At 58.2% G+C, this 21,675-nt stretch carries 21 protein-coding genes and 2 pseudogenes; 19 read left to right on the forward strand and 4 right to left on the reverse strand.

Annotation, left to right across the window (positions count from 1 at the left end):
* The 6 genes from dnaA to yidA all read left to right on the forward strand — a co-directional run bounded on the left by dnaA (position 1) and on the right by yidA (position 7,468).
* Positions 1-1,389, forward strand: coding sequence for a chromosomal replication initiator protein DnaA (gene dnaA, locus ACU4F7_RS00005; protein WP_024556825.1), 1,389 nt, complete (start codon positions 1-3; stop codon positions 1,387-1,389).
* A 4-nt stretch (positions 1,390-1,393) separates the two neighbouring features.
* Positions 1,394-2,494 carry a DNA polymerase III subunit beta gene (gene dnaN, locus ACU4F7_RS00010; protein ID WP_024556824.1) on the forward strand — a complete coding sequence of 367 codons (1,101 nt, stop codon included), beginning with the start codon at positions 1,394-1,396 and terminating at the stop codon, positions 2,492-2,494.
* On the forward strand, positions 2,494-3,567 hold the full coding sequence (recF, locus tag ACU4F7_RS00015; RefSeq protein ID WP_024556823.1) for a DNA replication/repair protein RecF: 1,074 nt from the start codon (positions 2,494-2,496) through the stop codon (positions 3,565-3,567). The genes dnaN and recF overlap by 1 nt, the downstream gene beginning before the upstream one ends.
* Before the next feature lie 28 nt (positions 3,568-3,595).
* A complete protein-coding gene (gene gyrB, locus ACU4F7_RS00020) occupies positions 3,596-6,010 on the forward strand; it encodes a DNA topoisomerase (ATP-hydrolyzing) subunit B (protein WP_024560837.1) in 2,415 nt (804 codons plus the stop codon).
* A gap of 93 nt (positions 6,011-6,103) precedes the next feature.
* On the forward strand, positions 6,104-6,502 hold the full coding sequence (locus tag ACU4F7_RS00025; protein ID WP_481637776.1) for a YidB family protein: 399 nt from the start codon (positions 6,104-6,106) through the stop codon (positions 6,500-6,502).
* Positions 6,503-6,655: 153 nt separating this feature from the next.
* Entirely contained in the window at positions 6,656-7,468 is an 813-nt protein-coding gene (gene yidA / locus ACU4F7_RS00030; protein ID WP_029590054.1) for a sugar-phosphatase, read from the forward strand.
* Between the two features lie 112 nt (positions 7,469-7,580).
* Here the strand turns inward: yidA and ACU4F7_RS00035 are convergent, their stop codons facing one another.
* Together ACU4F7_RS00035 and ACU4F7_RS00040 are read right to left on the reverse strand one after the other, a co-directional pair.
* Positions 7,581-7,739 (reverse strand): type I toxin-antitoxin system Hok/Gef family toxin, encoded by a 159-nt coding sequence (locus tag ACU4F7_RS00035; RefSeq protein WP_481637777.1) that lies wholly within the window; start codon positions 7,737-7,739, stop codon positions 7,581-7,583.
* Positions 7,699-7,881, reverse strand: a pseudogene (locus tag ACU4F7_RS00040) (DUF5431 family protein); the annotation flags it as partial. The gene ACU4F7_RS00035 and the pseudogene ACU4F7_RS00040, both read right to left, overlap by 41 nt.
* Before the next feature lie 345 nt (positions 7,882-8,226).
* On the opposite strand from ACU4F7_RS00040, the gene dgoR reads away from it, so the two are divergent.
* From dgoR to ACU4F7_RS00080, 8 genes and pseudogenes are all read left to right on the forward strand, one after another.
* Positions 8,227-8,916 (forward strand): D-galactonate utilization transcriptional regulator DgoR, encoded by a 690-nt coding sequence (gene dgoR, locus ACU4F7_RS00045; protein WP_029590055.1) that lies wholly within the window; start codon positions 8,227-8,229, stop codon positions 8,914-8,916.
* A complete protein-coding gene (locus ACU4F7_RS00050) occupies positions 8,913-9,797 on the forward strand; it encodes a 2-dehydro-3-deoxygalactonokinase (RefSeq protein WP_481637778.1) in 885 nt (294 codons plus the stop codon). Before dgoR ends, ACU4F7_RS00050 begins: the two co-directional genes overlap by 4 nt.
* Complete coding sequence (locus ACU4F7_RS00055; RefSeq protein WP_481637779.1) at positions 9,781-10,398, forward strand: 2-dehydro-3-deoxy-6-phosphogalactonate aldolase; 618 nt, start codon at positions 9,781-9,783, stop codon at positions 10,396-10,398. Before ACU4F7_RS00050 ends, ACU4F7_RS00055 begins: the two co-directional genes overlap by 17 nt.
* Positions 10,395-11,543, forward strand: a complete 1,149-nt coding sequence (dgoD, locus tag ACU4F7_RS00060; protein WP_029590058.1) for a galactonate dehydratase — start codon at positions 10,395-10,397, stop codon at positions 11,541-11,543. Before ACU4F7_RS00055 ends, dgoD begins: the two co-directional genes overlap by 4 nt.
* Before the next feature lie 308 nt (positions 11,544-11,851).
* Positions 11,852-13,188: pseudogene (locus ACU4F7_RS00065) on the forward strand (MFS transporter).
* Positions 13,189-13,331: 143 nt separating this feature from the next.
* The gene (locus ACU4F7_RS00070) at positions 13,332-14,642 is read left to right on the forward strand and encodes an MFS transporter (RefSeq protein ID WP_029590060.1); all 1,311 of its coding nucleotides are present in this window, start codon (positions 13,332-13,334) and stop codon (positions 14,640-14,642) included.
* A gap of 9 nt (positions 14,643-14,651) precedes the next feature.
* Entirely contained in the window at positions 14,652-15,584 is a 933-nt protein-coding gene (locus ACU4F7_RS00075) for a 2-hydroxyacid dehydrogenase (protein WP_481637780.1), read from the forward strand.
* A gap of 60 nt (positions 15,585-15,644) precedes the next feature.
* Entirely contained in the window at positions 15,645-16,895 is a 1,251-nt protein-coding gene (locus ACU4F7_RS00080) for a YidR family protein (protein WP_029590062.1), read from the forward strand.
* Between the two features lies 1 nt (position 16,896).
* Here ACU4F7_RS00080 and ACU4F7_RS00085 read toward each other — a convergent pair whose 3' ends face one another.
* Positions 16,897-17,223 carry a YceK/YidQ family lipoprotein gene (locus tag ACU4F7_RS00085; RefSeq protein ID WP_029590063.1) on the reverse strand — a complete coding sequence of 109 codons (327 nt, stop codon included), beginning with the start codon at positions 17,221-17,223 and terminating at the stop codon, positions 16,897-16,899.
* Positions 17,224-17,531: 308 nt separating this feature from the next.
* On the opposite strand from ACU4F7_RS00085, the gene ibpA reads away from it, so the two are divergent.
* The 5 genes from ibpA (at position 17,532) to ACU4F7_RS00110 (ending at position 20,527) form a co-directional block, all read left to right on the forward strand.
* On the forward strand, positions 17,532-17,948 hold the full coding sequence (gene ibpA, locus ACU4F7_RS00090; RefSeq protein WP_024556809.1) for a small heat shock chaperone IbpA: 417 nt from the start codon (positions 17,532-17,534) through the stop codon (positions 17,946-17,948).
* Positions 17,949-18,064: 116 nt separating this feature from the next.
* A complete protein-coding gene (gene ibpB / locus ACU4F7_RS00095; protein ID WP_029590064.1) occupies positions 18,065-18,550 on the forward strand; it encodes a small heat shock chaperone IbpB in 486 nt (161 codons plus the stop codon).
* 152 nt (positions 18,551-18,702) lie between these two features.
* Positions 18,703-19,050, forward strand: a complete 348-nt coding sequence (locus tag ACU4F7_RS00100; RefSeq protein WP_029590065.1) for a YidH family protein — start codon at positions 18,703-18,705, stop codon at positions 19,048-19,050.
* Positions 19,040-19,399 carry a DUF202 domain-containing protein gene (locus ACU4F7_RS00105; RefSeq protein ID WP_029590066.1) on the forward strand — a complete coding sequence of 120 codons (360 nt, stop codon included), beginning with the start codon at positions 19,040-19,042 and terminating at the stop codon, positions 19,397-19,399. The genes ACU4F7_RS00100 and ACU4F7_RS00105 overlap by 11 nt, the downstream gene beginning before the upstream one ends.
* A gap of 48 nt (positions 19,400-19,447) precedes the next feature.
* Positions 19,448-20,527, forward strand: a complete 1,080-nt coding sequence (locus ACU4F7_RS00110) for a cellulase family glycosylhydrolase (RefSeq protein ID WP_035887048.1) — start codon at positions 19,448-19,450, stop codon at positions 20,525-20,527.
* On the opposite strand, the gene emrD is transcribed toward ACU4F7_RS00110, so the two are convergent.
* The gene (gene emrD / locus ACU4F7_RS00115; RefSeq protein WP_029590068.1) at positions 20,466-21,650 is read right to left on the reverse strand and encodes a multidrug efflux MFS transporter EmrD; all 1,185 of its coding nucleotides are present in this window, start codon (positions 21,648-21,650) and stop codon (positions 20,466-20,468) included. The two genes, ACU4F7_RS00110 and emrD, sit on opposite strands and share 62 nt — an antisense overlap.
* Positions 21,651-21,675 lie beyond the last annotated feature (25 nt).

Raw genomic sequence — 21,675 nt, forward strand, 5'->3', positions numbered from 1 at the left:
GTGTCACTTTCGCTTTGGCAGCAGTGTCTTGCCCGATTGCAGGATGAGTTACCAGCCACAGAATTCAGTATGTGGATACGCCCCCTACAGGCGGAACTGAGCGATAACACGCTGGCTTTGTATGCGCCAAATCGGTTTGTGCTCGATTGGGTAAGGGACAAATACCTCAATAATATCAATGGACTGTTAAATGATTTTTGCGGCACTGACGCGCCGCTCCTGCGTTTTGAAGTCGGCAGCAAGCCCGTTACGGCCCAGGCGGCCGCGCCGGTAAACCATGCGGTGAAGCCTGCGCCTGTCGCGGCGCCGGTCGCCCCGCCCGTACGCCCAAGCTGGGACAATGTCCCCGCGCCGGCGGAGCCCTCCTACCGCTCGAACGTCAACGTAAAACATACGTTTGATAACTTTGTGGAAGGTAAGTCGAACCAGCTGGCGCGCGCGGCGGCCCGCCAGGTGGCGGACAATCCTGGCGGCGCTTATAACCCGCTCTTCCTTTATGGCGGCACGGGCCTCGGTAAAACCCACCTGCTGCACGCGGTAGGCAACGGCATTATGGCGCGCAAGCCCAATGCCAAAGTGGTGTACATGCACTCCGAACGCTTTGTGCAGGATATGGTAAAGGCGCTGCAGAACAACGCCATTGAAGAGTTCAAGCGCTACTACCGCTCGGTAGACGCGCTGCTTATCGATGACATCCAGTTCTTCGCCAATAAAGAGCGTTCGCAGGAAGAGTTCTTTCATACCTTTAACGCCTTGCTGGAAGGCAATCAGCAGATAATCCTGACGTCCGATCGCTACCCGAAAGAGATTAACGGCGTGGAAGACCGCCTGAAGTCTCGCTTCGGCTGGGGCCTGACGGTGGCTATCGAGCCGCCGGAGCTGGAAACCCGCGTGGCGATCCTGATGAAAAAAGCCGATGAGAACGACATTCGCCTGCCGGGCGAAGTGGCGTTTTTTATCGCCAAGCGCCTGCGCTCCAATGTACGAGAGCTTGAAGGGGCGCTGAATCGCGTTATCGCCAACGCCAACTTTACCGGGCGCGCGATCACTATCGATTTTGTGCGCGAAGCGCTGCGCGATCTGCTGGCGTTACAGGAAAAACTGGTCACCATCGACAATATTCAGAAGACGGTGGCGGAGTATTACAAAATTAAGGTCGCAGACCTGCTTTCCAAGCGGCGTTCCCGCTCGGTTGCGCGTCCGCGCCAGATGGCGATGGCGCTCGCCAAAGAGCTGACCAACCACAGCCTGCCTGAGATTGGCGACGCATTCGGTGGCCGCGACCATACCACCGTGCTGCACGCCTGCCGTAAAATCGAGCAGCTGCGTGAGGAAAGCCACGATATCAAAGAAGATTTTTCCAATTTAATCAGAACACTCTCTTCGTGACGCTATGAAATTTACCGTTGAACGTGAACATTTATTAAAGCCGCTCCAGCAGGTCAGCGGCCCGCTCGGCGGCCGCCCGACGTTGCCTATTCTCGGCAACCTGCTGTTGCAGGTAGCGGATGGCGCCCTGTCGTTAACCGGCACCGATCTGGAAATGGAAATGGTGGCGCGCGTAGCGTTGGCGCAACCCCACGAGCCCGGCGCCACTACGGTGCCGGCGCGTAAATTCTTTGATATCTGCCGCGGCCTGCCGGAAGGGGCGGAAATTGCTGTGCAGCTGGAGGGCGACCGCATGCTGGTGCGCTCCGGACGCAGCCGTTTCTCGCTTTCCACGCTGCCGGCGGCGGATTTCCCGAACCTTGACGACTGGCAGAGCGAAGTCGAATTTACGCTTCCCCAGGCGACCATGAAGCGGCTGATTGAAGCCACGCAGTTCTCCATGGCTCATCAGGACGTGCGCTACTACTTAAACGGCATGCTGTTTGAAACCGAAGGCGAAGAGCTGCGCACGGTAGCGACCGACGGCCACCGTCTGGCGGTCTGCTCTATGCCGATTGGCCAGCCGCTGCCGAACCATTCGGTGATCGTGCCGCGTAAAGGGGTGCTGGAGCTGATGCGCATGCTGGACGGCGGCGACAGCCCGCTGCGTATCCAGATTGGCAGCAACAACATCCGCGCCCACGTGAACGATTTCATCTTCACCTCCAAGCTGGTGGACGGCCGCTTCCCGGATTATCGCCGCGTGCTGCCGAAAAACCCGGACAAAACGCTGGAGGCGGGCTGCGATCTGCTCAAGCAGGCTTTTGCCCGCGCGGCCATTCTCTCCAACGAGAAATTCCGCGGCGTGCGTCTTTACGTGAGTGAAAACCAGATTCGCATTACCGCCAATAACCCTGAGCAGGAAGAGGCGGAAGAGATTCTGGACGTCACCTACGGCGGAGCGGAGATGGAAATCGGCTTCAACGTCAGCTACGTGCTCGATGTGCTGAACGCGCTCAAATGCGAGAACGTGCGCATTCTGCTGACCGACTCCGTTTCCAGCGTGCAGATTGAAGACAGCGCCAGTTCGTCGGCGGCCTATGTCGTTATGCCAATGAGACTCTGATGTCGCTTTCTCGCCTGCTGATCCGCGACTTTCGCAACATCGAAAGCGCGGATCTCGCTCTCTCTCCCGGTTTTAACTTTCTGGTTGGCGCCAACGGCAGCGGCAAAACCAGCGTGCTGGAAGCTATCTATACGCTGGGCCACGGCCGGGCGTTTCGCAGCCTGCAAATTGGCCGGGTTATCCGCCATGAGCAGGAGGCGTTTGTGCTGCATGGCCGCCTGCAGGGAGAAGAGCGGGAAATCTCCGTCGGTTTGACCAAAGACAGACAGGGCGAAAGCAAGGTGCGCATCGACGGCTCCGACGGCCACAAAGTGGCGGAGCTGGCGCTTCTGATGCCGATGCAATTAATTACCCCTGAGGGGTTTACTTTGCTCGGCGGCGGCCCCAAATACAGAAGAGCGTTCCTTGACTGGGGATGCTTTCACAACGAGCCGGGCTTTTTTGTCGCCTGGAGCAACTTAAAACGCCTGCTTAAACAGCGCAACGCCGCGCTGCGCCAGGTCACCCGCTACGAGCAGCTTCGTCCGTGGGATCGTGAACTGGTGCCGCTGGCGCAGCAGATAAGCCAGTGGCGGGCCGACTACAGCGAGGCGCTCGCCAATGACATGGCCGATACCTGCGCGCAGTTTTTACCTGAATTCACCTTAAGCTTCTCCTTCCAGCGCGGCTGGGAGAAAGAGAGCGATTACGCCGACGTGCTGGAGCGCAGCTTTGAGCGCGACCGGCTGCTGACCTATACCGCGCACGGCCCGCATAAAGCCGATTTCCGCATCCGCGCCGACGGCGCGCCGGTGGAAGATACGCTGTCGCGCGGACAGTTAAAGCTGCTGATGTGCGCGCTGCGTCTGGCGCAAGGGGAGTTTCTTACCCGTGAAAGCGGGCGACGCTGCCTTTATCTGATAGATGATTTTGCCTCTGAACTCGATGATGTCCGTCGTGGTCTATTAGCGAGCCGTTTAAAGGCCACGCAATCCCAGGTGTTTGTCAGTGCGATAAGCGCTGAACACGTAATGGACATGGCGGACAAAAATTCAAAGATGTTCGCTGTCGATCAGGGTAAAATAACGGATTAACCCAAGTTTAAATGAGCGAGAAACGTTGATGTCGAATTCTTATGACTCCTCCAGTATCAAAGTCCTGAAAGGGCTGGATGCGGTGCGTAAGCGCCCGGGCATGTATATCGGCGACACGGATGACGGCACCGGTCTGCACCACATGGTATTCGAGGTTGTGGATAACGCTATCGACGAAGCGCTCGCGGGTCACTGTAAAGATATTGTCGTGACTATCCATGCCGACAACTCCGTGTCGGTATCGGACGATGGTCGCGGCATCCCGACCGGTATTCACCCGGAAGAAGGCGTTTCGGCGGCGGAAGTTATCATGACCGTGCTGCACGCGGGCGGTAAGTTTGACGATAACTCCTATAAAGTCTCCGGCGGTCTGCACGGCGTGGGGGTTTCGGTTGTTAACGCCCTGTCGCAGAAGCTGGAGCTGGTTATCCGCCGCGAAGGCAAAGTGCATCAGCAGACCTACGTGCATGGCGTGCCGCAAGCGCCGCTGGCGGTCACTGGCGAAACCGAACAGACCGGTACGCAGGTGCGTTTCTGGCCGAGCCTTGAAACCTTCACCAACGTGACCGAGTTTGAGTACGAGATTCTGGCCAAGCGCCTGCGCGAGCTGTCGTTCCTGAACTCCGGCGTCTCTATTCGCCTTATCGACAAGCGCGACGGCAAGCAGGATCACTTCCACTACGAAGGCGGCATCAAGGCGTTTGTTGAATATCTCAACAAGAACAAAACGCCTATCCACCCGAATATCTTCTATTTCTCCACCGAGAAAGACGGCATCGGCGTGGAAGTGGCGCTGCAGTGGAATGACGGTTTCCAGGAAAACATTTACTGCTTCACCAACAACATTCCGCAGCGCGACGGCGGTACGCACCTTGCGGGCTTCCGCGCGGCGATGACCCGTACGCTGAACGCCTACATGGATAAAGAAGGCTACAGCAAGAAGGCGAAAGTCAGCGCCACCGGCGATGACGCCCGTGAAGGCCTGATTGCCGTTGTTTCCGTGAAAGTGCCGGACCCGAAATTCTCTTCGCAGACCAAAGACAAGCTGGTCTCTTCCGAAGTGAAATCCGCGGTTGAGCAGCAGATGAACGAGCTGCTGGCGGAGTACCTGCTGGAAAACCCGAACGACGCCAAAATCGTCGTCGGTAAAATTATCGATGCGGCGCGCGCCCGTGAAGCGGCCCGTAAAGCGCGTGAAATGACGCGCCGTAAAGGGGCGTTGGATCTCGCAGGCCTGCCGGGCAAACTGGCGGACTGTCAGGAACGCGACCCGGCCCTTTCCGAACTCTACCTGGTGGAGGGTGACTCCGCAGGCGGTTCCGCCAAACAGGGCCGTAACCGTAAAAACCAGGCGATTCTGCCGCTCAAAGGCAAAATCCTGAACGTTGAGAAAGCGCGCTTTGACAAGATGCTCTCTTCTCAGGAAGTGGCGACGCTGATTACCGCGCTCGGCTGCGGCATTGGTCGCGATGAGTACAATCCGGATAAGCTGCGCTATCACAGCATCATCATCATGACCGATGCGGACGTCGACGGCTCGCACATTCGTACGCTGCTGTTGACCTTCTTCTATCGTCAGATGCCGGAAATCATCGAACGCGGTCATGTCTACATCGCTCAGCCGCCGCTTTACAAAGTGAAGAAAGGCAAGCAGGAGCAGTACATTAAGGACGACGAGGCGATGGACCAGTATCAGATCTCCATCGCGCTTGACGGCGCCACGCTGCACACTAACGCCAGCGCCCCGGCGCTTGCCGGCGAGCCGCTGGAAAAACTGGTGGCGGAATATAACAGCGCTCAGAAGATGATTAACCGCATGGAGCGCCGTTACCCGCGTGCGCTGCTTAAAGAGCTGGTTTATCAGCCGACGCTTGTCGAAGGCGATCTTGCTGACGAAGCGAAAGTCACCCGCTGGGTTTCCGCGCTTATCACCGAGCTGAATGAAAAAGAGCAGCACGGCAGCGTGTGGAAATATGATGTCCGTGAAAACGGCGAGCAGGCGATTTTCGAGCCGGTGGTGCGCGTGCGTACTCACGGCGTGGATACCGATTACGTTCTCGACCATGAGTTTGTCATCGGCGCGGAATACCGTCGTCTCTGCACGCTTGGCGAGAAGCTGCGCGGTCTGATTGAAGACGACGCGTTTATCGAGCGCGGCGAACGCCGTCAGCCGGTGGCGAGCTTCGAGCAGGCGCTGGACTGGCTGGTGAAAGAGTCCCGTCGCGGCCTGGCGATTCAGCGCTATAAAGGGCTGGGCGAGATGAACCCGGATCAGCTGTGGGAAACCACCATGGACCCGGAAAGCCGCCGCATGCTGCGCGTAACGGTGAAAGACGCTATCGCCGCTGACCAGCTCTTCACCACGCTGATGGGCGACGCCGTAGAACCGCGCCGCGCCTTTATCGAAGAGAACGCCCTGAAAGCGGCGAACATCGATATCTAAAAGCAAAAACCTCAAGCCGCGCACGCCAGCGCGGCTTTTTTTTATCTGGCCGCTGGCCTTAAGGGAAATTTTTAACCACGAAAGGAGAATTCCATGGGACTTTTTGATCAGGTCGCCGGCATGCTGTTAAACGGCGATGCGGGTAAATATCAGGCTATTTTAAGCTGGGTAAACCAGCAGGGCGGCGTCCAGGCGCTGCTGGATAAGTTCCGCCAGGGCGGCTTTGGCGATATCGTCGCCTCATGGCTAAGCACGTCAGAAGCCAACAGGCTGCTGAGCGCCGACCAGGTTATCGCCGCGCTTGGCAGCCCTGCGCTGACGGAACTTGGCGCTAAGTTAGGCATTGATATGCATGTAGCTTCCGCCATGGTTGCTCAGCATTTGCCAAAACTCATCGATGCGCTCTCTCCACAGGGAGAATTGCACCCTGAGGCCAATAACGACTTGCTGAAAACGGGTATGGCGTTGCTGAAAGGAAAGCTGTTCGGCTAGCCTCTGCTCTGTACGCGGCTCCGTTTCAGCCAGAGCGCTGCGCTGAAACGGGGGCTGTCCGCCTTTCGCTATTCCTCTGCCGCCCTGTTACTGCTGTTTTTTGCACGAAATCGTGCCAGGATGGAAACGAAACCCATCACTTTAAAGAATGCTATGTCCATAAAACTTATTGCTATCGATATGGACGGCACGCTGCTGCTGCCGGATCACACCATTTCTCCTGCGGTTAAGGAGGCGATTGCCGCCGCCCGCGAGCGCGGCGTTAATGTGGTTCTCACCACCGGGCGTCCTTATGCCGGGGTGGAAAATTACCTGCGCGAACTGCACATGAACCAGCCCGGCGACTACTGCATCACTTATAACGGCGCGCTGGTGCAGAAGGCGGCGGATGGCAGCGCCGTGGCGCAAACGCCGTTGAGTTATGACGATTATCGCTATCTGGAGCAACTCTCCCGCGAAGTCGGTTCGCACTTCCATGCGCTCGATCGCACCACGCTCTATACCGCTAACCGCGACATCAGCCGTTATACGGTGCATGAGTCATTTGTGGCGACCATTCCGCTGGTCTTCTGCGAAGCGGAGAAAATGGACCCCAACATGACTTTCCTGAAAGTGATGATGATAGATGAGCCGGAAATCCTTGATAAAGCCATCACCCGCATCCCGCAGGAAGTGAAAGAGAAATACACGGTGCTGAAAAGCGCGCCATACTTCCTGGAAATCCTGGATAAACGGGTGACTAAAGGCACGGGCGTGAAATCGCTCGCCGAGGCGCTGAATATCAAGCCGGAAGAGGTCATGGCGATTGGCGACCAGGAGAACGACATCGCGATGCTGGAATACGCAGGTGTGGGCGTGGCGATGGAAAACGCTATCGGGTCGGTGAAAGAGGTGGCGAATTTTGTCACGAAAACCAATCTGGAAGATGGCGTGGCGTACGCTATCGAGAAATTCGTCCTGCGTTAAACGCGCCTGAAATAAAAAGGGCCGTCAGCGTAAGCTGACAGCCCTTTTAAGAAGCGCTCGCGGTATGCCAGACCCCCTCTTTTGAAAAGGCGGGTTGCCCCGCCTTGAAAGTCTACTTACCGGATCCGCAAGCCATGCTCGCCGCAACCTCCCTGAACCTGTCTTTATAGCGAATTTCGCAAAGCGATTTTCGTATTAACGAAGTGAATATTAATAGCGTTAAACAGACGATCAATACGCACCAGATCAGAGCATTTCGCGGCATTTTCATGGCCTTCTTCTCCTTGCCTTGCGGCGGGTAAGAGGCTATCCTGATGTTGTCTGACATAGGAGTGAGCCTCGTTGGTTAATAAAATGACCTTCGGGGCTTTCTTCTTTTCTGCCTCACAACACTTACCGACTTTATGAGGCAAAAAGCCTCAAGCGCCAGCGCCATTCTACCGCTACCCTTTCTGTCGCCACTACCGTAAAACCACGGGCGTTTTGCTGAATTTCTCTTAACGAATCCTGTAGTTACCTCGCTGGCCTGCTTCCTGAACCACAAATAAATAAGCCCCATCTATCGAATGGGGCTTATTTATCTTTTCAGATACTGGATTGTCTTTTTTGTGATCTGGATTGTAGTACAACAGTTAATGATTGTACTACATTCACCACATCAACAATGAAAGCCGCTTCACGTTTGTACTGCAAAAAAGAGGCGAAAAGCGGCAACCACGGTAAAGTAAGGGGCATTACCCTTTGTTTAAGGAATCACCATGACCCTCACTAAAACCGACCGCCTTATCGTTACGCTGGGTCGCCAGATTGTCAGCGGAAAGTATGTTCCCGGGTCGGCGTTACCGGCGGAAGCGGATCTGTGCGAAGAGTTTGAGACTTCGCGCAACATTATTCGTGAAGTATTCCGTTCGCTGATGGCGAAACGACTGATTGAGATGAAGCGCTATCGCGGCGCGTTTGTCGCGCCCCGCAACCAGTGGAATTTCCTCGATACCGAGGTGCTGCAATGGGTGCTGGAGCATGACGACGACCCGCGGCTTATCGCGGCGATGAGCGAGGTGCGAAATCTGGTGGAGCCCGCTATTGCCCGCTGGGCGGCGGAGCGCGCCACGTCAAGCGACCTGGCGCAAATCGAGCTCGCGCTTAACGACATGATCGCCAATAACCAGAATCGCGACGCTTTTAACGAAGCGGATATTCGCTATCACGAAGCGGTGCTGGCCTCGGTGCATAATCCGCTTTTGCAGCAGCTGAGCGTGGCCATAAGCTCCCTGCAGCGCGCGGTGTTTGAACGGACGTGGATGGGGGATGAAGCGAACATGCCGAAAACCCTGCAGGAACATAAGGCGCTATACGATGCGATTCGGCATCAGGACGGCGATGCGGCGGAGCAGGCGGCGCTCACCATGATCGCCAGCTCCACCCGACGACTCAAGGAAATCACATGACATCTCGCTACATCGCTATCGACTGGGGATCGACCAACCTTCGCGCCTGGCTTTATCAGGGCGAGGCGTGTCTGGAGAGCAGAAAATCGGAAGCGGGCGTTACCCGGCTTAATGGCAGAACGCCCGAAGCGGTGCTGGCGGAAGTCACCGAAGGGTGGCGTGACGAAAGCACTCCCGTATTGATGGCAGGCATGGTGGGTAGCAACGCGGGCTGGAAAATCGCCCCTTATCTGCCTTGCCCGGCCCGCTTCGCGGAGTTTGGCGCGCAGCTCACCACGGTTGCGGAGCGCGTTTTTATCATTCCCGGCCTGTGCGTGCAGCGTGAAGATAACCGCAACGTTATGCGCGGTGAAGAGACGCAGCTGCTCGGCGCCCGCGCGCTTCAGCCTGCGCCGCTCTACATCATGCCCGGCACCCACTGCAAATGGGTGCAGGCGGATAACGAGCAGGTTCATGATTTTCGCACTGTGATGACCGGCGAGCTGCATCACCTGTTGCTGAAGCAATCGCTTATCGGCGCCGGACTGCCGGAGCAGCAGCTTAATGCGGACGCTTTTCAGGCGGGGCTGGCGCAGGGGCTGGAGACCGACGCGCCGCTGGCCCGTCTGTTTGAAGTGCGCGCAGGCCATGTGCTGGGCAGCCTTGCGCGCGAGCACGTCAGTGAATTTCTTTCCGGGCTGCTGATTGGCAATGAAGCGGCGAGCATGACCCGTCTCTGGCAGCCAGACCGTCAGCAGCCATTAACTATCGTCGCCAGTCCGGCGCTCGCCGGACGCTACCAGCAGGCGTTGAACGCCCTGGGCTTCCAGGCGCAGACGCTTGAGGGCGACGCCGCATTTCAGGCAGGCATAAGGAGTATCGCTCATGCAGTGGCAGAATAGGCTTCCGCTCATCGCTATCTTACGCGGCATCAAGCCCGAAGAGGCGCACGACCACGTCGCGGCGGTTATCGACGCCGGGTTCGAGGCGGTGGAAATCCCGCTTAACTCGCCGGACTGGCGCACCAGCATTCCCGCCATGGTCAACGCCTTTGGCGACAAGGCGTTAATTGGCGCCGGCACCGTACTCAAGCCTGAGCAGGTGGACGAACTGGCGGAAATGGGCTGCCAGCTTCTCGTCACGCCAAACATTCAGCCGGAAGTTATCCGCCGCGCGGTAGGCTACGGCATGACGGTCTGCCCCGGCTGCGCCACGGCGACAGAGGCGTTTAACGCCATCGACGCCGGCGCCCAGTCGCTGAAAATTTTCCCCTCCTCGGCATTCGGCCCGGATTACATCAAGGCGTTAAAAGCGGTGCTGCAGCCGGAAATCCCGGTCTTCGCCGTGGGCGGCGTCACGCCGGAAAACCTGGCGGTATGGCTGAAAGCGGGCTGCGTCGGCGCCGGGCTTGGCAGCGATTTATACCGCGCGGGGCAATCCGTTGAGCGTACCGCGGAGCAGGCAAAAGCATTTGTTAAGGCGTATCGAGAGGCAGTGCAATGAAAATCACCAAACTAACGACATACCGTTTACCGCCCCGCTGGATGTTTCTGAAGATTGAAACTGACGAAGGCGTTGTGGGCTGGGGCGAGCCGGTCATTGAAGGCCGCGCCCGCACCGTGGAGGCAGCGGTGCATGAGCTGGGCGAATACCTGATTGGCCAGGACCCGGCGCGGATTAACGATCTGTGGCAGGTTATGTACCGCGGCGGTTTTTATCGCGGCGGCCCTATTCTGATGAGCGCCATTGCCGGTATCGATCAGGCGCTGTGGGATATTAAAGGCAAAGTGCTTAACGCCCCGGTATGGCAATTAATGGGCGGCCTGGTGCGCGATAAAATTAAAGCCTACAGCTGGGTTGGCGGCGACCGCCCTGCGGAAGCGATCGCGGGTATCGAAACGCTGCGTAAAATCGGCTTCGACACCTTTAAATTAAACGGCTGCGAAGAGTTAGGCGTCATTGATAATGCGCGCAAAGTAGATGCTGCCGTAAATACCGTGGCGCAAATTCGCGAAGCGTTCGGTATGGATATTGAATTTGGCCTTGATTTCCACGGTCGCGTCAGCGCGCCGATGGCGAAAATATTAATTAAAGAGCTGGAGCCTTACCGCCCGTTATTTATTGAAGAACCGGTTCTGGCGGAGCAGGCGGAATATTATCCGAAGCTTGCCGAGCAAACGTCCATTCCGATTGCCGCGGGCGAACGTATGTTCTCGCGCTTTGAATTTAAACGCGTGCTCGACGCGGGCGGCCTGGCCATTCTGCAACCGGATCTCTCTCACGCGGGCGGTATTACCGAGTGCTTTAAAATCGCTGCGATGGCGGAAGCTTATGACGTGGGCCTTGCGCCGCACTGCCCGCTGGGACCGATTGCGCTCGCCGCCTGTCTGCACGTGGACTTTGTCTCGCGCAACGCCGTATTCCAGGAGCAGAGCATGGGCATCCACTATAACCAGGGCGCCGAGCTGCTCGACTTTGTGAAAAATAAAGACGATTTCAAAATGGACGGCGGTTATTTCTATCCATTAATGAAGCCGGGCCTTGGCGTGGAAATCGACGAAGAGCAGGTTATCGAGCGCAGCCGAAATACGGCGGACTGGCGCAACCCGTTATGGCGGCATGATGATGGTTCGGTCGCTGAATGGTAATGCGCGTCATACTTCGCGCTGCAACGGCGTTGGCTGCGTTAATTCGCCCCAGTCACATAGTTTACTATGCTCCTGGGAGCTCATTAACTTGCCGCCTTGTTGCAACACGAATTATGTAGCGCATTGCGCGTCGTACTTCGCGCTGTGGAGGCGTTGGCTGCGTTAATTCGCCCTGGTCACCGACTTTTGTATGCTCCAGGTTATTCGTAAACCTGTTGCCTTTCCCTGGTGGGAATGATTTAGCGCGTAAGCGTTAGTTTATTACTCAATAAAAAATTTATTACATCACCCTCTGTAATCTACAGGGCATGGTGAGGGGTCTCGCCATGCCAAAATCCGGAGACCGAGTATTATGGATATTCCTGTAACCGCCGTAAAAACCGGACGTCGGCGCTACCTTACGCTGGTCATGATCTTTATTACGGTCGTGATTTGTTATGTCGACCGCGCCAACCTGGCGGTGGCTTCAGCACATATTCAGGAAGAGTTCGGCATTACGAAAGCGGAAATGGGGTACGTCTTTTCCGCCTTTGCCTGGCTTTATACGCTCTGCCAGATCCCGGGCGGCTGGTTCCTTGACCGCGTGGGTTCGCGCCTGACCTATTTCATCGCCATTTTCGGCTGGTCGGTCGCCACGCTGTTCCAGGGCTTCGCCACTGGCCTGATGTCGCTGATTGGCCTGCGCGCCATTACCGGCGTGTTTGAAGCGCCCGCGTTTCCGACGAACAACCGTATGGTAACAAGCTGGTTCCCGGAGCAGGAACGCGCATCGGCGGTGGGCTTTTACACCTCCGGGCAGTTTGTCGGCCTGGCCTTCCTTACGCCAATGCTTATCTGGATCCAGGAAGCGCTGAGCTGGCACTGGGTCTTCATCATTACCGGCGGCATCGGCATTATCTGGTCGCTCATCTGGTTTAAGGTCTACCAGCCGCCGCGCCTGACCAAAAGCCTTAGCAAGGCGGAGCTGGATTACATTCGCGACGGCGGCGGCCTGGTGGATGGCGACGCGCCGGCCACCAAAACCGAGCGCCAGCCGCTGAGCCGCGCCGACTGGAAACAGGTCTTTCACCGCAAGCTGATTGGCGTTTACCTCGGCCAGTTCGCGGTGACCTCCACGCTCTGGTTCTTCCTGACCTGGTTCCCGAACTATCTCACCCAGGAGAAAGGCATCACGGCGCTGAAGGCCGGTTTTATGACTACCGTGCCGTTCCTCGCCGCCTTCTTCGGCGTGCTGCTCTCCGGCTGGCTCGCGGACAAGCTGGTGAAAAAAGGCTTCTCGCTGGGCGCGGCGCGTAAAACGCCCATCATCTGCGGCCTCCTTATCTCCACCTGCATCATGGGCGCCAACTACACCAACGACCCGGTGTGGATCATGACGCTGATGGCGGTGGCTTTCTTTGGTAACGGCTTTGCCTCTATCACCTGGTCGCTGGTTTCCTCGCTTGCGCCGATGCGCCTGATTGGCCTGACCGGCGGGGTGTTTAACTTTGTCGGCGGCCTTGGCGGCATCACCGTGCCGCTGGTGATTGGCTATCTGGCGCAGGATTACGGTTTCGGTCCGGCGCTGGTTTACATCTCCGTGGTGGCGCTCATCGGCGCGCTCTCTTACATCCTGCTGGTGGGGGAGGTGAAGCGCGTAGGCTAAGGCCCGTTAAGAGAGAAGGCGAAAACAGGCGAGGGAGCGCATTAAAAGCGTTACCGTCCGGTTGTCAGCATCGCGCCGGGCGGTAACCGTTCAACATTATAACTAACCGGCCGCCACGAGCGGTCAACTGAGAGGGTTCTGCTATGAATACCGATCTGTACACTACGACCTTACGGCAGCTTAACGCGAAGATAATTCCCTTTATTATCATCTGCTACTTCGTTGCCAACCTCGATAAAACCAATATCTCTATCGCGGCGCTGCAAATGAACGCCGACCTCGGGCTGAGCGCCAGCATGTATGGCCTCGGCGTGGGAATGTTCTATATCTCCTACATCATTTTCGAAATTCCCAGCAACATCATCATGACCAAAGTCGGCGCGCGGGTCTGGATTGCGCGCATCATGATAACCTGGGGCATCGTTAGCGCCGGGATGTCGCTGGTGCAAACGCCGACCCAGCTTTACGTGATGCGCTTTTTGCTCGGCATGGCGGAAGCGGGCTTTACGCCGGGCATCATCTATTACATCTCCTGCTGGTTCCCGAAAAGCAACCGCGCGCGGGCCATGTCCTTCTTCTATATGGGCTCGGTGATGGCGTCGATTATTGGCTTGCCGATTTCCGGCACCATTCTGAACATGCACGGCATCGCCGATATCGCTGGCTGGCGCTGGCTGTTCGCTATTGAAGGCGTGCCGGCCATCGTGCTCGGCGTTCTGGTGCTGTGGCGCCTGCCGCAAACGCCGGACCATGCGCCATGGCTCTCTACTGAGCAGAAAGGCTGGCTGAAGGCGCAGCTCGCGCGGGATAACGCGAGCGTGGAGGTTGGCAGTAACCATAGCTGGCTTAGCGCGCTAAAAAACAAAACCGTGCTGCTGTTGAGCCTGGTCTGGTTTCTGCAGGCGTTCGGCTCCATCGGCATTACGCTTTTCCTGCCGCTTATCATCAAGAGCATGGCGAGCGAGCAGAGCAACATCGTGATAAGCCTGCTTTCTGCGGTGCCGTTTATCGCCGCCTGTCTGTTTATGTATCTCAACGGCCGCCATTCGGACACCACCAACGAGCGCTCCTGGCACCTTGGTTTGCCGTTGATTATCTCCGGCCTTTCGCTCGCCATTGCCATTTACTCCAGCAACCTGCTGGTGGCGTATGGGCTGCTGGTGCTGACGGTGGGCTTCAACTTTGCGCTTACGCCTATTTTCTGGGCGGTCACCACCGAGAAGCTGGCGGGCGTGGCGGCGGCGGCTTCCATCGCTTTTATCAATACCGTGGCGAACTTTGTCGGCCTGGGGCTGCCGCCCATTCTTGGCAAAATCAAAGACATGACCAACAGCTACCACTACGGGCTGCTGATTGTGGCGGTGGCGCTCATTATCGGCGGCGTTATCGGCATTCTGGTGTCGCGCCCGACGCGTTCTCGCGCTGCGGAGCAGCCCGCCTCCCGTCTCTCTTAAGGAAGGAACATGAAACAGAAAGTACTTAAGCAAGCTTACCTGCCCGATGCGCTGACCGCGGAACTGAGCGAGCACTACGACCTGCGCGAACTGGCGCAGATGACCGCCGCCGATCTCGCCGCCATTGCGGATGAAATCACGGTGGTTATCACCAATGGCGAAGCGGTGGTGACGCGTGAATTCATCGCCTCGCTGCCCGCGCTGAAGCTTATCGCGGTGTTTGGCGTCGGCTACGACGGCGTGGACGTGGCGGCGGCGCGGGATCATGGCGTGCAGGTCACCCACACGCCGGGCGTGCTGACTGACGATGTGGCGGACCTGGCGATGGGGCTGATGCTGGCGACGTCGCGCAAAATCGTCGCGGCGCAAAAGTTCATCGAGCAGGGCGGCTGGCGGCAGGGAGGCTTTCAATGGACGCGTAAAGTCTCTGGCGCGCGGCTGGGTATTTTCGGCATGGGCCGCATCGGCCAGGCCATCGCCCGCCGCGCTCAGGCGTTTGATATGGAAATCAGCTATACCGACCGCAATCATCACCGCTCGCTGCCGTACCGTTATGTCGCCGACCTGCATGAGCTGGCGGCGCAGAGTGATTTTCTGATGGTATGCGCCCCGGGCGGCGCGCAAACGCGTGGGCTTATCAACCAGTCCGTGCTGGCGGCGCTGGGGCCGCAGGGCATGCTGATTAACATCTCTCGCGGCAGCGTGGTGGATGAGGCGGCGCTGGTCCACGCGCTGGAAAACAACCTTATCGCTGGCGCGGGGCTGGATGTTTTCGCGAACGAGCCCAACGTTCCCGCCGCGCTGCAACAGCGCGACAACGTGGTGATTACCCCGCATATGGCGAGCGCCACCTGGGAAACGCGCCGCGAGATGTCCCGGCTGGTGCTGGAAAACGTGCACGCCTGGTTTGCGGGCGCGCCGCTGGTAACGCCCGTTCCCTGATAGGTTTTTCTGCGTAAATCTTTTACCCTGAGGCGATTCTCGCTTCAGGGTTTTTTATTTATGAAACAGCTTACTTTCGCCTCGCGTCATCATCAGCTTACCAATATCAACGCCTGGACGCCGGACAGCCGCTGGCTCGCCTTTGATGTGCGCCCTTCCGGCGCCTCATTTACCGGTGAAACCATTGAACAGGTGAATGTGGAAACAGGTGAGGTCGCGGTCATTTACCGCGCTACGCAGGGCGCGCATGTGGGCGTGGTGACGGTTAACCCGCAAAAAGCGCAGTATGTTTTTATTCACGGCCCGGAAAACCCTGACGATGCCTGGCGCTACGATTTCCATCATCGCCGCGGCGTGGTGGTGGAAAACGGCCAGGCGACGAACCTGGACGCCATGGACATCACGCCGCCTTTTACGCCGGGCGCGCTGCGCGGCGGCAGCCATGTGCATGTGTTTAGCCCGGACGGCGCGTGGCTGAGCTTTACCTATAACGATCACGTACTGCATGAACGCGACCCGAAGCTTGATTTACGCAACGTCGGCGTAGCGCTGCCCTTTGGGCCTGTCACGCCGGGTTTTCAGCATCCGCGCGAGTACGCCGGCAGCCGCTGGTGCGCGCTGGTAAGCCGCACCACGCCCGCGCCTCGTCCCGGCAGCGATGAGATTAACCGCGCCTATGAAGAGGGCTGGGTGGGACATCACGGCTATCTGAAAGCGGATGGCAGCCTGCAGCGCCGGGCGCTGGCGTTCATTGGCGACACGCTCGCGGCAAGCGGCGAAAAGGTGCCGGAACTGTTTATCGTTGATCTCCCTGAAGACGAGGCGGTGTGGAAGCAAGCATTTCCGGGCGACGACAGCGCCATGCCCGCCCCGCCTGCGGGCGTCATGCAGCGCCGCCTGACGTTTACCCATGCGCGCCGCCATCCGGGGCTTGCCACCACGCCGCGCCACTGGGTGCGCAGCAATCCGCAGGGCAGCGAACTCGCTTTTTTAATGAAAGATGATAATGGCGTGGTGCAGCTGTGGCTTCTCTCGCCCAACGGCGGCGAGCCGCGACAGCTTACCCATGGCGAACAGGGCGTGCAGTCGGCTTTTAACTGGCATCCTTCCGGCGAGGCGTTGGGTTTTGTGCAGCAGAACCGCATCGTATTGTGCGACGCGCAGACAGGGAACATCACCCCGTTAACGCCTGTTCAGGAGAGCGAGATTTCCGCCGATGCGGTGGTGTTCTCGCCGGATGGCGAAAAGATTGCCTGGATGCAGGAGACGGCAGGTTTCCGCCAGCTCTGGATGACCGCAACCGGGCGTTAACTCAGATAGCGGGCGGAATGGCGGCGTTGATGGCGTAGTTTTTTTTCTCGCTCTCTTCCACCCGCGCTTTGACCGATTTGTCAGTGCGAAAGGCGTCCCACGGCACCAGCAGCGTATCCGCCACCACCGTAAAGGGCATATCAAGCGCCACCAGCGGTTTCAGTCCCCAACTGGTGTTGCCGTCCGCCAGCATTTTGTAGCTGTTGCGAGTACCGGGGTAATAACCCTGCTCGCCGCCGCCGGTATGTGACATCATGCTTGAACAGCCGCTGAGCGCCATCGCTCCGACGGTGAACAGCCCTATCCTGAGTCTCTTTTTCATGTTCATTCTTATTTGTGAATAGACAGCTCTGCCGTATGGCTCCGAGGTATAACGTCCCTGGTTCAGAATGAATAGCGCGCTCTCTCTGCTGTGTGGAGGCTGTCGCAGTTTGATAAAAAGTTCCTCTACCCAGTCTAAGCAAAGAAATGTAAACCGCAAAAAAACCGGCTCGATTCCTCTTGAAAAGTGGATGCGCGAACCCATTTTACAGGTGTGACCGAAGAGCAACATGCCGCATGGGTGTTGGCGTCACGCCAGTCTGTCCTTCGGGAAGACGTTACTTTTTATCTCGCTGATTTCAGGAGCTCGTTGTTATGCGTAATTTTGACTTATCCCCGCTTTATCGTTCCGCCATCGGTTTTGACCGTCTGTTCAACCTGCTTGAGAACAACCAGAGCCAGAGCAACGGCGGCTACCCTCCGTACAACGTGGAGCTGGTGGATGAAAACCACTACCGTATCGCCATCGCTGTGGCCGGTTTCGCCGAGAGCGAACTGGAGATCACCGCGCAGGATAACCTGCTGGTAGTGAAAGGCTCCCACGCGCCGGAGCAGAAAGAACGGACCTACCTGTATCAGGGTATCGCCGAGCGCAACTTCGAGCGTAAATTCCAGCTCGCCGAAAACATCTTCGTACGTGGCGCGAACCTGGTGAACGGTCTGCTCTATATCGACCTTGAGCGCGTTATTCCGGAAGCGAAAAAACCGCGCCGTATCGAAATCGGTAACTAATTTCCCTGGGCACGCTTTCGCGGCCCACGTTAACTGTAGTCGTGCTCGCCGAACGGGAGCACAGCCAGCCCGCATACGCTGGCCGTTAAAACTCGCTTCAAAGAAGGAGAAACGTTATGCGTAACTATGATTTATCCCCCTTTTTCCGTCAGTGGATCGGCTTTGACAAGCTGGCCAACGCGATGCTGAACGCCGGTGAAAGCCAGACCTTCCCGCCCTATAACATCGAAAAAAGCGACGACAACCACTACCGCATTACCCTTGCGTTAGCGGGTTTCCGTCAGGAAGATCTGGACGTGGAGCTGGAGGGCACTCGCCTGAGCGTGAAAGGCAACCCGGAGAAGCCGGAAACCGAGCCGAAATGGCTGCATCAGGGTCTGGTGCTGCAACCCTTCAGCCTGAGCTTTACCCTGGCTGAACATATGGAAGTGTCCGGCGCAAGCTTCGTCAACGGCCTGTTGCACATCGATCTGGTGCGTAACCTGCCGGAAGCCCTGGCGCCGCAGCGCATCGCCATCGGCCAGCCGCGCGCGCTGAGCGACGACCGCGTCATCGAAGGTGAGCGCCCGGCGCTGAGCCATAGCGAAAGCCAGAACAGCTAATCCTGCCGTAACGGCATCGTCAAAAGGCCCCGCACCGGGGCCTTTTTTATACGCTTTTTCCCTTTCCTCACGGCGCGCCCTGCGCGAGCAGCGTTTTCCCGCTTATGCTTAAATAGCTTACTTTTGGGATAAAGCCCGGCACAGGAGACGCAATGAAACTTTCCCACACCGGCGAAGCGCCGGACTACCGCTTTTCGCTGGCCAACGAACGCACTTTTCTTGCCTGGATTCGCACCGCGCTGGGGTTTCTCGCCGCAGGCGTGGGGCTTGATCAGTTCGCGCCGGATCTCGCTTCGCCGCTGGTGCGCGAGGGCGTCGCATTGCTGCTCTGTCTGTTTGCGGGCGGGCTTGCCCTTTATGGCTACCTGCGCTGGCTGAACGTTGAAAAAGCGATGCGCCTGAAAGCCGATCTGCCCTACACCCGCGCGCTTGCGGGGATAAGCTTGCTGATGCTGCTGGTCGCCCTCGCGGTGATAGTCATGGTGATATATGGCCGATAGCCGCCGCGCGCGGCGTATCGCCGACCCGGGCCTGCAGCCGGAACGCACGTCGCTTGCCTGGTTTCGCACCTTTCTTGGTTACGGCGCGCTGCTGATGCTGGCGCTGCGCCACAGCTGGCAGCAGGCGGGCATGCTGTTCTGGGCGGCTATCGCCGCAGGTCTCATTGTGGCAGGCGTGCTTTACGGTTACGCCCGTCAGCGCAACGTGATGGACACCGCCCGCAGCGATTTTTTAACCCCCGCCGCCGCGCACGCTAAGCTGCTGATAGCGCTGGCGGTATGTATGCTGGCCCTGCTCTTCGCGGTCGTGCATCTCGGCCAGCTTGTTATGCTGATAAGCGGGGCGTGAACTTTTGTTGCAATCGCGCTAAGCCGTCGTACAGAAATCATGTTAAAAATGCTTTTTCCGCCTGTTCGCAAGGAAGATACGTTGAAGCCGCTCCTTACTCTTGCCGCCTTCTGCTTTTGTCTGCCGGTCTGGGCGAGCGATGCGCCCGCCGCCACGCCGCTTACGGCGCAGCGCTATGCCGCCCAGCTTGGCGTCGGCATGGATGTCGACTGGGCGCGCACCGAACGCGGCATCCGCGAGTTTGACCCGCTGGCGGTGCGCGATTTTCATGATAAAGGGCTTGGCCATATACGCATTCGCGTGGCGGGGGAGATTAACGAGCAAAAGCTTATTCATCTGCGCAAAATTGTCGAAGCCTGCGAGCAGTATGGCGTGGTGCCGGTTATCGCTTATCAGGCGGAGACGTTCAAGTCCGACCCGGATCGTGAAAACGAGGCGAAAGTGGTCGCCTGGTGGAGCGAAACGGCGCGCTATTTTGGCCGCGAGCATCCGCTGCTGGGGTTTGATCTCATCTATGAACCGGCAGAGCGGTTGAACCATAACCCGCAGGCGCTGAACCGGCTTTACGATAAAACCATTAAGGCTATCCACGCGGTTGATCCGCAGCGTATGGTCTTTGTCGCCCCACGGCTGCACGCCGCGCCGGAAGATCTGGCGAACCTGAAGCTGCCGACTGAGAGCCGCGGCTACGTGCTGGGCGAATGGCATATCTTTGCCTGGGGGCCGCAGAAGGTGAACGGCAAATACCCCTGGACCTCCGGCACCGCGGCGGAAAAAGCGGCGATTCGCGAGCGCATCAACGCCGCGCTGCGCTGGCAGCAAAAAACGGGACGCGCCAGTTGGGTCGGCGGCTGGTCCGCCGGACAGTCGACCAAAGCCGCGCCGTCCGCTTCCACGCTGGCGTTCGCGAACTTCATGGCCTGCGAGCTGCAAAAGGCGAAAATTCCGTACGCCCTTAACGCCGATAACCTTTTTTACGATGGAGAAGAGGGCGCATGGCGGCCCGCCATGGAGCCGCTGTTGCAGGTAATGTTAACGCCGGAATGCGCGGCGGGGAAAAGCGCCGTTAAACCGGCTGGCCATGCAGCCGTTCGCGGTGCGCCAGCGGCAGCCAGCACAGCAGGATAAGCAAGCCCATCGCCGTCATCAGCATGCCGAGGCTCGACTGGCCGCCCTGCGGCAACAGCGCGGATGACCAGGCGAGTAGCCCGGAGCCGCAGTTTTGCAGGCCGCCCACCAGCGCCCCCGCGGTGCCTGCAAGAAACGGAAACGGCTCCATCGCGCCGCTGGTGGCGAGCGGGAAAAGCATGCCCGCGCCGAAAAAGAAAAGCGCGGCGGGGATAAGCAGCGTCCAGACCGTCATCACGCCGAACCAGCCCGGCAGCCACATGGCTATTCCTGCCAGCAGGCAGCTTGTGACCGCCTGCCACATCAACGTGGAAAAACGTTTGTTCTGCCGACCGGCAAACCAGGCGCCGAAAAAAGCCGCCGGGATCGGCAGAATAAACAGCACGCTCACCGTCAGGCTGTTAAATCCAAGCCCTGCGCCCATTAACACGCCCGCGCAGGCTTCAAACACCGCCACGCCCGCCAGTCCGCCAATCAACATCAGCAGGTAGCAGTTAAACGCGCCGCTGCCGAACAGCGTTTTATAGCTGGCGAGCAGCGGGGCGCGCGGCGCCTGCGCGGGGCGCGTTTCCGGCAGCCAGCGGAACATGCTGAAGGTGACGACAACACACAGCGCGAGCAGAAAAGCGAAGCAGGCGCGCCAGCCCCAGAGCGTGTCCAGCACGCCGCCGAGCAGCGGCGCCAGCAGCGGGCTGACCAGAATACCCATGTTCAACAGGCTATTGGCGTGGCGCAGCGCCGATCCTGCGTAAAGATCGCGCGGCAGCGTGCGGGCCATCACGCCCGCCACCCCCGTCCCCATGCCCTGCAAGCTGCCTGCGATAATCAATACCGTCAGGTTGCGGCTCAACAGGGCGATAACCGTCGCCAGCATAAAAATCAGCATACCGGCGAAGATAACCGGACGGCGGCCGATGCGGTCCGAAATTGGCCCATAAACCAGTTGCGAAGCGCCATAGGTCAGCAGATAAGCCGCCATCACGCTCTGTACAGCGCCTTCGCGCACGCGCATGTCGCGAGCGATATCCGCAATAGCGGGAATATAAATGGTTTGCGCCATCTGACCGACGGCCGTCAGCAGGATCAGCATTAAAAGCAGGTGACTATTCGCTATTTTTTTCATGGTTATTATTCAAATCGCATTGGGT

Source organism: Franconibacter pulveris, assembly GCF_056780215.1.